This is a genomic window from Vibrio sp. Y42_MX_L11 (genome assembly GCF_024181785.1).
GTDB classification, from domain to species: Bacteria; Pseudomonadota; Gammaproteobacteria; order Enterobacterales; family Vibrionaceae; genus Vibrio; species Vibrio diabolicus.
Genome location: NZ_JAMZAP010000034.1, coordinates 16,245 through 27,843 on the forward strand (window position 1 = coordinate 16,245; position 11,599 = coordinate 27,843).

At 43.3% G+C, this 11,599-nt stretch carries 12 protein-coding genes and 1 pseudogene; 9 read left to right on the plus strand and 4 right to left on the minus strand.

Going from position 1 to position 11,599, the window contains the following annotated elements; genetic code table 11:
- The first annotated feature begins 63 nt into the window (after positions 1-63).
- The 3 genes from NL643_RS22020 to NL643_RS22030 all read left to right on the plus strand — a co-directional run bounded on the left by NL643_RS22020 (position 64) and on the right by NL643_RS22030 (position 2,959).
- Positions 64-921 (plus strand): AraC family transcriptional regulator, encoded by an 858-nt coding sequence (locus NL643_RS22020; RefSeq protein WP_109170291.1) that lies wholly within the window; start codon positions 64-66, stop codon positions 919-921.
- A 155-nt stretch (positions 922-1,076) separates the two neighbouring features.
- Entirely contained in the window at positions 1,077-2,264 is a 1,188-nt protein-coding gene (locus NL643_RS22025) for an amino acid aminotransferase (protein WP_048625063.1), read from the plus strand.
- A gap of 11 nt (positions 2,265-2,275) precedes the next feature.
- Entirely contained in the window at positions 2,276-2,959 is a 684-nt protein-coding gene (locus tag NL643_RS22030) for an ATP-dependent zinc protease (RefSeq protein WP_054867620.1), read from the plus strand.
- A 113-nt stretch (positions 2,960-3,072) separates the two neighbouring features.
- On the opposite strand, the gene NL643_RS22035 is transcribed toward NL643_RS22030, so the two are convergent.
- Positions 3,073-3,609 (minus strand): hypothetical protein, encoded by a 537-nt coding sequence (locus tag NL643_RS22035; RefSeq protein ID WP_005394515.1) that lies wholly within the window; start codon positions 3,607-3,609, stop codon positions 3,073-3,075.
- A gap of 153 nt (positions 3,610-3,762) precedes the next feature.
- Positions 3,763-4,137, minus strand: a complete 375-nt coding sequence (locus NL643_RS22040; protein ID WP_012842261.1) for a YgiW/YdeI family stress tolerance OB fold protein — start codon at positions 4,135-4,137, stop codon at positions 3,763-3,765.
- Between the two features lie 155 nt (positions 4,138-4,292).
- Between NL643_RS22040 and NL643_RS22045 the strand changes: the two genes are divergently transcribed.
- The 4 genes from NL643_RS22045 (at position 4,293) to modC (ending at position 8,389) form a co-directional block, all read left to right on the plus strand.
- Positions 4,293-5,744 (plus strand): cobyric acid synthase, encoded by a 1,452-nt coding sequence (locus NL643_RS22045; protein WP_253645193.1) that lies wholly within the window; start codon positions 4,293-4,295, stop codon positions 5,742-5,744.
- 69 nt (positions 5,745-5,813) lie between these two features.
- Positions 5,814-6,569 carry a molybdate ABC transporter substrate-binding protein gene (modA, locus tag NL643_RS22050; RefSeq protein WP_253645194.1) on the plus strand — a complete coding sequence of 252 codons (756 nt, stop codon included), beginning with the start codon at positions 5,814-5,816 and terminating at the stop codon, positions 6,567-6,569.
- Between the two features lie 27 nt (positions 6,570-6,596).
- Positions 6,597-7,283 carry a molybdate ABC transporter permease subunit gene (modB, locus tag NL643_RS22055; RefSeq protein ID WP_012842264.1) on the plus strand — a complete coding sequence of 229 codons (687 nt, stop codon included), beginning with the start codon at positions 6,597-6,599 and terminating at the stop codon, positions 7,281-7,283.
- Complete coding sequence (modC, locus tag NL643_RS22060; protein ID WP_253645195.1) at positions 7,283-8,389, plus strand: molybdenum ABC transporter ATP-binding protein ModC; 1,107 nt, start codon at positions 7,283-7,285, stop codon at positions 8,387-8,389. Before modB ends, modC begins: the two co-directional genes overlap by 1 nt.
- A 71-nt stretch (positions 8,390-8,460) precedes the next feature.
- On the opposite strand, the gene NL643_RS22065 is transcribed toward modC, so the two are convergent.
- A complete protein-coding gene (locus tag NL643_RS22065; protein WP_005394495.1) occupies positions 8,461-8,898 on the minus strand; it encodes a DUF3069 domain-containing protein in 438 nt (145 codons plus the stop codon).
- A 273-nt stretch (positions 8,899-9,171) separates the two neighbouring features.
- Here NL643_RS22065 and NL643_RS22070 point away from each other — a divergent pair, with 273 nt between their 5' ends.
- Both NL643_RS22070 and NL643_RS22075 read left to right on the plus strand, forming a co-directional pair.
- Positions 9,172-10,131 (plus strand): diguanylate cyclase, encoded by a 960-nt coding sequence (locus NL643_RS22070; protein WP_012842266.1) that lies wholly within the window; start codon positions 9,172-9,174, stop codon positions 10,129-10,131.
- A complete protein-coding gene (locus NL643_RS22075) occupies positions 10,128-11,120 on the plus strand; it encodes a Solitary outer membrane autotransporter beta-barrel domain (RefSeq protein WP_047009190.1) in 993 nt (330 codons plus the stop codon). Before NL643_RS22070 ends, NL643_RS22075 begins: the two co-directional genes overlap by 4 nt.
- Before the next feature lie 24 nt (positions 11,121-11,144).
- On the opposite strand, the pseudogene NL643_RS22080 reads toward NL643_RS22075, so the two are convergent.
- Positions 11,145-11,477, minus strand: a pseudogene (locus NL643_RS22080) (GGDEF domain-containing protein); the annotation flags it as partial.
- Positions 11,478-11,599: the final 122 nt, after the last annotated feature.

Consider the following 11,599-nt stretch of genomic DNA (forward strand, 5'->3'; position numbering starts at 1 on the left):
TTTTCAAAGGCATCCAAAACCTTTGTAAAACTCTCCACTAGTGTATATGTGAGCCAATAAATCATGGAAGATAAACAAGAACGCTACGCGATTTCAGAAAAAACCTATCAAGAGTTTATTGATCACAGTCGAGTACTGGCATTGGAGGAGAGAGGCATTGTGCAGTGCGGAATTGCAACCTGTCGTGACTTCTTCTCTGTTTATCGTAAAAACCAAAAAAAACACATGCTGCTTTACACCGTGCGCGGTAAAGGTTGGTTAGAAAGTGGGGCGTGTCGATATGATTTGGAGCCTGGCTCGTTGATCACGGTGCCAGCAGGTGTTGAAAACGGTTTTGGTATGGAAGAGGAACTCTGGCAGATCGCATGGCTTTTTCTTACTCCTGATAGAGCATGGCCAATGATAGAGAGTAATATTAGTTACCAGCTCACATCTGCACCTGAGGTGATGTATGCGTGTATCCAAACGTTGTTACGCAGTATTAATCTTCCTATTGATTATGGTGGTGCGGTTGGTGCACATAGCGTGGCTCAGTTAGAGCTGATGTTAAACATGCCGCCCTCAGAGTCGATATCACGCAGCCAATTGAGGCTTCGGCGCGTATTCGATCTTGTCCAGCGTCAGCTCCATAAGGATTGGAGTGTCGAGCAAGTGGCAGCTTTATATCCATGTTCGGAGCCACATTTGCACCGTCTGACTCAAAAGCAGTTTGGTCGAAGCCCGATGGCACATTTAACACGTATGCGCATGGAATACGCTGCTAGGTTACTTCGTTCAACAGAATGGCCGATTCAACATATTGGAGAGATAGTCGGATATCCAACTAGTGCCAACTTTAGTACACGTTTTAAAGCGTGGTCGAGCATGACGCCAAGAGAATTTAGGAAAAACGGAAGAGTGGATTGGTATATTGAGGAGTGAATCGTTCTTTTTATAACCGATAGAGCGCACAAAACTTATCGTAACCCAGAATTTTGTTCTCTAATTGATGAAATAAGTGAAAAATCATTTCGCCATTTTTTGCGATGGTGTTAACGTGAGGTTCGGTACTTGAATTTCAAAGGGTTATGACTTTCATGTTTTCTAATCTCCCAACTCCCGTATTAGATCCTATTTTATCTCTATCCGTTGCATACCGTAACGATGACCGTCCAAACAAGGTTGACCTTGGTATTGGCGTCTATAAGAACAGCGCAGGCGAAACGCCGATCATGAAAGCCATTCAAATGGCGCAGGATGTCGTTGTTGAAACTCAAAAAACCAAATCTTACGTTGGTCTTGCGGGTTGCGAAGAATTTAATAAAAGCATGATCGATCTGCTACTGACGGGAACGTCAGCAATGGATCGTGTTGCTGCCATTCAAACGCCAGGTGCAAGTGGTGCGCTGCGTATGTTAGGTGACCTAATGAAGGTCGCACAGCCAGATACGACGGTTTGGATTTCAAACCCTAGCTACGTAAACCATAAACCAGTGATGGAAGCGGCAGGTCTTAAAGTTAAGTTCTACCATTACTTTTCTCCAGAAACGAAACAAGTAGACACAGCAAAAATGATGGATGATCTTGCGAAAGCAGGGCCTTCTGATGTTGTATTGCTGCATGGTTGTTGTCACAACCCAACAGGCGCAGATATCGATTTTTCTGCTTGGCAAGCCATTACGGAATTGTCACAGAAGAACGGTTTCACACCATTTGTTGATATTGCCTACCAAGGCTTTGGTGATGGCCTAGAGGAAGACGCAAAAGGGCTTCGCTTCATGGCAGATAACGTTGAAGAGATGTTAATTACGACATCATGTTCGAAGAACTTTGGCCTATATCGCGAGCGCACAGGTGCGGCGATTGTCGTTGGTAAGAACATGCAAGACGTGGCCAACGCAAAAGGCAAGTTACTTACGTTAGCGCGTTCTACTTACACGATGCCACCCGATCATGGAGCTGCTTTGGTTAAGACGATTCTTCAAGATGACAACCTGACTTCCGTTTGGAAGCAAGAGTTGAGTGAAATGCAACATCGTTTGGTTAGTCTTCGTCAAAGTTTGTGTAACGAATTGAGAAACAACCATAATACCGATCAATTTGACTTCATTGAGGGTCACAAAGGCATGTTTACTGTGCTAGGCTTTAGTGAAAACCAAATGGCGCAACTGCGTGAAGATTATGGCATTTATGGTGTTGGCGATGGTCGAATTAACATCGCTGGACTTACCGAAACTCATATTCCATACGTAGCGGACGCAATTAAGAAAGTATCTCAAGCTTAATTGGAGTGTGGATGAAAAACTGGAAACTGATTCTGCCGCTTATGATGAGCGGCAGTTTAATTGCTTGTACGTCAACTCAAACGACGCAGGAACCTGTTGAGCCTGAGTCGCCGAAGGTCGAAGAACCTGTCAAAGTAGAGCCAGAAGTGAAACCAGAGGTTGATCCAACGCCTGAGGTGGAGCCTAAGCCTGAAGTAAAACCTGAGAAAAAGCCCGAGCCAAAACCGACAAAACCAGCCAAAGTGACAAAGACACCAGACGGCATGTTGATTCTTGGTTCTGAAGAGTGGGTTTACGTTCCTGAAATTGATCAAACCTTCAAAGCTAGGGTTGATACAGGGGCGACAACATCATCAATTAGCGCGACAGACATTGTTCCGTTTGAGCGTGATGGTAAAGATTGGGTTCAGTTTAAGATCGACTTGGGCGATAAAGAAACTAAAGAGTTTAAAGTACCTGTAGAGCGCTGGGCTAAAATCAAGCAGTCATCGTCAGAAGAGGTGGATAAACGAGCGGTAGTAAAAGCGTATATTACCGTCGGTGACCACAAAGAAAAGACAGAGTTTACGTTAGCTGAGCGTGGGCATATGAAGTTTCCAATTTTACTTGGTCGAAGCTTTTTTAGAGATATCGCCGTTGTGGATGTATCGAAAAAGTATGTCCAAGATAAACCTAAAAAATCCGGCAAAAATTAAAGCCTTGTTACTAGTTCCTGCTAACAATCGGTACTTAACAAAAATGGCCTCCGAAACCGGAGGCCATTTTTATTGAATCACACACTTATTAATGCAACTGCTTAGTTACTTAATTAAAATGCAAAACGAGCAGACATCACAATTTGTTGGCCATAGACACCATTATTTTTGAAATCCGCGCCAAGTGATAGTTGCTGAGTAGAGTGGAATCTTGCGCCAAAATTATAAACGGTATTGGAATCGTCGTTATCCATTATTTGACCGATACGGGCATGTAGCTCAACATTTTGCATGAACCAAATACGAGTACCAATATTCACCTCAGTGCGCCACTCGTCACCCACTTTATCACTGCCGTTTTCTTTAATGTTGTGTACCAACATTTGGCCATAAATATCCGCAAATTGACCCGCAGGGCCATTAAAGCCAATACCACCAGCAATGTCCCAGTCTCCGCTGAATTCACTGTCTGCGCGAGCAATGAAGTGGGTGTTTTCCGTAAAGTAGGTATTGAACTCGCCACCAAATGTACCAGGGCTAGTGCCCATGCGAAATTCCATCGTGTTGTAGTTGAAATTATTTGCATGTGCGGAAAGTGGCAAAACAGCGCACAAACCAAAGGCTGCAACCTTTAGAGCTTTACCTAGCATGGTGTCTCCGGGCAAGATGATTAAAATGAACAAAAAAATGGTCTGCAAAAAGCAGACCAAGATTGATAAAGCTATCATTTTAAGTGCTTGCCGTCACCATTTAGCTGTAATGCTCACCACATCATGCTGATATCCAAAGCAAGCGGGGTTGTTTTACATGATCACCAGTTGCTCGACTTCAATTTCTGGCTTATTTCCGCCTTCAAATTCACCAAACAGACGGACTTTAGTCGTGTGATCAATCGGAGAGTTTAGTCGGATATCGTCATCCAGTTCGACCATGACTTCACCGGAACCATCGCTAAAGACAAACTTATCCGCGCGAACTTGACGTAATAAGTTACCTTCAACGACTACATCTTTTTCAGTAAACATATTGGAGTCGTTTAGCAAGGCGTCCAATTTTTCCACAGTGACAGGACCATTAAACTGCAAGTTTGATTGGTTTTGAGCGTGATCTTTCGCGAATGCGATAGAAGGAGCAATAACTAAGGCGGCGATTGTTGCGATAATTGTATTCTTTTTCATGTTACATCCTCATCGGTTTGCTTTGATGGATTCATTAAAACAGAGCTTGTTTGAACCAATGATGATTTCAACATTCATATTCTATTCATTTGCTTGAGTAAGTGGGGACGATGACGTTATGATTGTTCATCTTCCTCTATTCCTTACAAATGTTCATGAAATCAGCGATCCCATCTTTAATGGTTCAAGGCACCACTTCGGATGCCGGAAAAAGTGTCCTTGTGGCAGGTTTATGCCGTGTATTAGCGAGAAAAGGGATAAACGTTGCCCCATTTAAGCCACAAAACATGGCACTAAATAGTGCGGTAACCAAAGATGGCGGTGAAATAGGTCGAGCTCAGGCAGTTCAGGCACAGGCGTGTAATATTGAGCCAACCGTGCATATGAATCCGGTTTTGATTAAACCCAATAGTGATACAGGTGCTCAGATCATTTTGCAGGGCAAGGCAATTTCCAATATGGATGCGGCTGGTTTTCATGATTACAAGAAAGTTGCGATGGACACGGTGTTAGATTCCTTCTCTCGTCTTACTCAAGAATTTGATTCGATCATGATCGAGGGTGCAGGGAGTCCTGCTGAAATCAATTTAAGAGAAGGCGATATTGCGAACATGGGTTTTGCGGAGGCCGCTGATGTTCCGGTGATCATTGTTGCTGATATTGATCGTGGTGGTGTGTTTGCACATTTGTACGGAACACTCGCGTTACTTTCTGAATCTGAACAAGCGCGAGTAAAAGGATTTGTTATCAACCGTTTTCGAGGTGATATTCGTTTATTGCAATCGGGCCTCGACTGGCTAGAAGAAAAAACAGGCAAACCTGTACTCGGCGTGCTTCCTTTTCTTCATGGTTTGAATTTAGAAGCAGAAGACGCGATCACCGCGCAGCAAGAGTTGCACTCTGAGGTAAAACTGAATGTCGTTGTGCCTGTTTTAACCCGGATTAGTAATCATACTGATTTTGATGTGTTGCGATTGAATCCCGACATCAATCTACGTTATGTAGGCAAAGGCGAGAAAATAGATAAAGCCGATCTTGTTATTTTGCCTGGGACCAAATCAGTTAGAGACGACTTAGAGTATCTAAGAAGCCAAGGGTGGGATAAAGATATCTTACGTCATATTCGTCTTGGTGGAAAAGTGATTGGTATCTGCGGTGGCTACCAGATGCTTGGAAACTTGATTGATGATCCAAATGGCGTCGAAGGCCAGCCGGGTCAAAGCGAAGGGCTTGGCTTACTAGACATCACCACGACGCTAACTAACAGCAAACAGCTTACAAATACACAAGCACAGCTTTCTCTTAATGGCAAAACAGCCAATGTAAAGGGTTATGAAATCCACGTAGGACAAAGTGAAGTGCAGGGCGTTCAACCTCTTACATTGAGTTCCGGTGAAGCAGAGGGGGCTATCAGCAAGTGTGGCCAAATCATGGGGACCTACCTTCACGGGTTCTTTGATGAGGCAGATGTCTTAAGCCTGGTGTCAGAGTGGGTAAACGGCACTCAAATCAAACAACAAGACTTTGAAGAGTTAAAGGAGCAAGGAATTAATCGTATTGCAGATGCGATAGAACAACATATGAACCTTGATTTTTTGTTTAAATAGTACATTAACTGATTGAACTTTCTACCCAAATAACCAGTTCTTTCGCTTGCCTTGTATTGGAGTTTCTCTATGAAAGCATGGAAAACGCATGCTTGCCTCGCGGCAATATTAAGCATTTCATTTTCAGCTAACGCAGCTACGAACCTCAAAGTGTATGCGGCGTCTTCAATGACGAATGCGATCGACGAAATCGTACAAAACTTTGAAGAAAAGTATGACGTTTCTATCACTCCCGTTTATGGTGGTTCTTCTTCTATCGCTCGACAAATTATCAACGGCGCACCAGCGGATATATTCATTTCTGCGAATACTAAATGGATGGATTATTTGGTCGATAAAGACGTTATTTCTCGTGACAATGTCACAAGCTTGGTGCGCAATAGCTTAGTGTTGATTGCGCCTCAGTCTTCAGAATTAACCTCATTTAACTTCTCTGATGCAACAGCATGGGAAAAGGCATTACATGGAAATCGCCTTGCGTTAGGCAATCCGACGTCAGTGCCTGCTGGTATGTACGCGAAAGAATCACTGACTACACTGGGTGTATGGAAAGAGATCCAAACTCAAATCGCACCAGCAAAGAATGTGCGCCTAGCTTTGGCGTTGGTTGAACGTGGGGAAGCACCTTTAGGCGTGGTCTACAAAACCGATGCGCAGTTAACCGACAAAGTCAAAATTGTTGGTGAATTCGCGAGTGATACGCATGCGGCTATTGTTTATCCGGCTGCGGTTGTGAATGATTCTATTGAGTCCGAGCAGTTCTTCCAGTACCTAAAATCGGACGAAGCCGCACGCGTTTTTGCTCAATATGGCTTTCTGCAATAAACCGGCTTTCAATCATAGGAACGAAGCGTGACAGAACTGGAATACCAAGCCTTAATGTTAAGCCTCAAAGTGGGCGCGTACGCAGTACTTTGGCTCATTCCTCTCGGTGTTTTTCTTGCTTGGCTACTTTCTCGAAAAACGTTCTTCGGTAAATCGATTCTAGATAGCTTAATTCATTTACCACTGGTATTGCCGCCAGTGGTTATCGGCTATTTGTTGTTGGTTTCTCTAGGGCGGCAAGGATTTCTTGGCAAGTGGCTTTATGAACATGTAGGGCTAGTCTTTAGCTTTAATTGGAAAGGAGCAGTAGTCGCTTGTATTGTGGTGGCCTTGCCTTTGATGGTTCGGTCTGTGCGGTTAAGTTTAGAGAACGTCGACCCAAAACTGGAACATGCCGCTTCAACGTTAGGCGCTTCTCCTTTAAAAGTTTTTCTCACCATTACGTTACCACTGACCATTCCCGGAATTATTACTGGGACGATGCTGTCCTTTGCTCGTAGTCTTGGTGAATTCGGGGCGACGATCAGTTTCGTCTCTAACATTCCGGGAGAGACCCAAACGATTCCACTGGCAATGTACAACTTTATTGAAACGCCAGGTGCGGAAATGCAGGCGGCTCGCCTATGTATCATTTCTGTCGCTCTAGCTTTGTCTACATTAATGATCTCTGAATGGCTAAATCGCAAAGCGGCAAGTCGATTGGGTGCGAAGTAATGACGATTAAAGTTCAATTTAAACAAATGCTTGGTGATACTGATTTCGATATTAAACTTGAGTTACCTTGTAACGGAATTAGCGCTTTGTTTGGGCGATCTGGTGCGGGAAAAACCACGTTAATTAATATCATCAGCGGATTAGTTGCACCAAAGCAGGGACATGTTGCGATTGGTGATCACGTTTTGTTTGATAGTGAAATGGGGATCAACTTACCAACACACAAGCGCGGCATTGGTTACGTGTTTCAGGACTCGCGTTTATTTCCTCACTATTCGGTTCAAGGCAACTTGTTGTATGGCGTTAAAGAAAAAGATGACAAGTACTTTGATGCCGTCACCGAACTCTTGTCTATCAAACCGTTACTAAAGCGCTTCCCGATCTCACTGTCTGGTGGTGAAAAGCAACGTGTTGCGATTGCGCGCGCATTACTATCAAAACCCAACTTGCTTTTGATGGATGAACCACTTGCGTCGCTTGATATGCCGAGAAAACGTGAGGTGATGCCATTTCTAGAGGAATTGTCGGATAAGGTTAATATTCCGATTATCTATGTCACGCATAGCCTGCAGGAGATCTTAAGGCTCGCTCAACACCTCGCTATTATCGATCAAGGTAGAATTACGAGTTCAGGTAAGCTTGAAGACGTGTGGGCTTCTCATGCTATGCGTCCATGGCAGTCTTTCTCGGATCAAAGCAGCTTATTTGAAGGCCGAATTGCTGAGCATCATGAGCGCTATGCGCTGACTTGTGTCAGCCTTGCACCTAATGCATCACTATGGGTGCAAAAGATTGATGGTGAGCCAGAGACGCCAATTCGCTTACAAGTGCGAGCCAACGACGTTTCTATTACGCTAGAGCAACCTAAGGCGACTTCTATTCGAAATATCCTGCCTGCGACGGTCGATTCAATCGAGGTGTTTAACGCGGCTGATGATAAACAGAGTATTAATGTATCGTTAAAGCTAGATGAGGGATGTTATTTGTGGGCAACGATAACACCTTGGGCGCTTGATGATCTCGACTTAAAGGCCGGTGATAGTGTATTCGCACAAATTAAAGGTGTCAGTGTCACGCAAAAAGACGTGGCATTAGCGTCGCATTAATCATTTAAAGCTACGCACGCTTAATGATCAAAAAAGGCCGCAAACGCGGCCTTTATTTTGTCGGAAAAACGTTATTTTGCGAACACTTCTTTGAATTCGCGTTTAAGAAGTGGGTCGCGACGTGCTTTCTTAAGTTGCTTAACCATGTCTTTCACGCAGTTGTGAAGCACATTATCAAGTAATTGAGCGCGGTATTCTTCTTTATCTTCATCTGTCATGTTTTCTGGCAGATTAAGAGTAGGGAATTCTTCCATCACGTTGATACCAGCAAATGCTTGGCCAACAGAAACTAGAGCATGAAATTGCTCGAAGTTATCTAGAATGTTCTGAGCACTTGCAGGCATTTCGTCCCAAGACTCACGCACTGCTTCTTCAGACACTTCATGGATAGAGGTAACCATTTCGAACATTTGCTCTGGAACTTCGTCAAACTCAATAACTTTACGTAGTTCAGGAGAAATGGTTGCTAGATCGATTTTTTTGCTTTCGCTGTTAGTTGCTTCTGACATGGTGTGTCTCTCATTACAAAAAGGCGGGAATATTAATACCAAATGCATCAAATAGCTATACCCATGTGTCCGTAAGATGACCAGAACACGTGAGTTTGTTGAACTAACGTTCGTTGGTCATGTTTTGGTAGGGCAATTCTCAGTGTAATCGTTATAGACAATTGATTCCGTGATATTTAAACAAAAATATAGCACTTAATTATGAGTCGAATGCAACAACTCTATGAGTATGGTATATGTTTAATAAAGACAAAATAAGAAATGGAACGCGTTATGCAACCGACAGGGACATCAATGCGAATCCTCCTGGTTGACGATGTTCAGCTAGATAGGATGCAGTTGGCTATTCGTCTTAAGCAACTTGGACATATTGTAAAAGCGGTGGGTAGTGGGCTAGAAGCACTAAACACCTACGAGAGTTTTGATCCTGAACTGGTATTACTCGATATATCGATGCCAGATATGAACGGTTTTGAAGTCTCTCTTCATATCAGAGAAACCTTTCCCGACTGGATCCCAATAATTTTCCTGAGCAGTCACGAAGAGCCAGAAATGATTGCAAAAGCCATAGAGGCCGGCGGTGATGATTATTTAATTAAACCCGTAGATAAACTCGTACTGAACTCTAAGCTTATCGCAATGCAGCGTATTGCCCATATGAGACGAGAGCTTAAACAAGCGACAGCTCAGTTGGAGAAAGTGAATCAACTTTTGACCCAGCAAGCGAATGAAGATGGCTTAACCAAACTCTATAACCGTCGTTATATCGATCATAAGTTAGAATCGATGGTTGCATGGCATGGCCGTCACAACATGCCAATGGCTTTGATTTTATTGGACGTCGATTTTTTCAAACCGTTTAATGATAATTACGGTCATATAGAAGGAGATCGTTGCTTGCAAGCCATTGCGAACCAACTTAAAGCAACATTTTGTCGCTCTGGCGAATACGTAGGGCGTTATGGTGGAGAAGAGTTTGTGGTGTTACTGGGTTGCACAGACGCCCAAACCGCAGAGAGAGAAGCAGAACGTATACAAGAGGCCATGTATTTTCTGGATTACCCACATGAGTATTCTAGCGTGTCCAATAGGGTGACAGTGTCACAGGGTGTTTTTGTTTTTCAACCAACGGGAAAAGAGCAGCAGTCTGATTTGTATGCGACGGTGGATAGAGCGCTGTATACCTCAAAGTCTTTAGGAAGAAATACACATACGGTGGTAAATGCAAGTTGAAACAAGCTGTTATCAATAGTTACGCCTTAGCTACACTGTCACTTTTTTCATTATGTTCTAAGGCTAATTCGATTCAAGATCAGATACAAAAAGAGTATGAAAGGAACTTTGCTATTGGGATCGTTCTGTCAGATAGCGATGTCTTTACGGTAGGATTTCATGATTTCGATCCGAACGAATACTTCAACATAGATAACGAAGACATTGGTACTCAAGATTCGGTTGATCTCAGAAAGAAGATCGCTGTATCAACGCTACCATTTAGTTTTGATTTGTTTGAACAAGAGGGAATACAAACTCACTACCTATTAAATGGCCGAGTTTATGCCTTAAGTACAGAGCAAGATGTGTATGTAGACCAAAAAGGACAGATTCCAGATAAAAGTAAAGAGTTAGTCATGGGCGGATATATTGAGTTTGCTGGAGAAAAACACCTCACAGACAAACTAACGCTTAGCGGCGCAATCGGCTCACACTTAATGTACTATCAAAACGATTATAGTTATCGTAGTAATGCACTGAATGACCTAAAACCATTTCTAGAAGGTGTATACCTAAACACCAGTGCTTGGGCCGTTGTTGGAGAAGTCAACACAAAGCTCAAATACCTAGAGCATGAATCGTGGGGGAAATGGTACCTCTGGTCGGCTCCTCACTATTTTTATGGCACTGGCTGGGGTAAAGCAAATAATGGTGATATTGGCAATCCGGAAGGCTGGTATTGGGTCAATGGAATAAAGGTGTTTTATGATTTTACCCACATCGGAGATACTGTGCAGTCAGTGTATTCGAGCTTCAATCGAGTTGATATTGGTGGTGATACAAGAAAACCCATGAATACTGTACACTACTACGAAGCTAGTGTTGGATGGTTAATGACACCACCATTTGACTCCGATTGGATAGATAATATTGGGATCGGATTAACGATCAATTATGGCAGTGCGTTAAAAGGAGGAAGCTTAGTCTTGTTCTTTAATCAAGATTAGTCAGCTAACTTTCGCTCTGGGGGATTAATGAAGCCTCACGCAATTGCGTCCAGCTTTTTTCGCTTTGTAAAGCGCTTCGTCCGCTAACTTAATCACGTCCTGAGGTGCTTGCCCGTTTTTGCTGTCGGCCGCTCCGAAACTTGCGGTAACAAAGACCGACTTTCTCCTCGAACTGTCGTTACCACGCTTTTTTTGACCTTGTTTATGGTTATCTGGGCGGGATTCTTCATCACGTAAAATCATCTCATACTCTGCAATGGATTTACGTGCTTCTTCTAAAAACTCTTTACACTCATCTGCGTACTTGCCTTTAAAGACGATGGTAAATTCTTCTCCGCCAAATCGATATACTTTTGCGGTAAGCGCCCCACAAAGCACACATTCAATTAGCCAGGCACCAGACTTATGATCTTATCTTCACTAATAAGGAGATAAGATCATGGCTCACCGACGACGCAGCGATCAGGAATGGCTGGAAA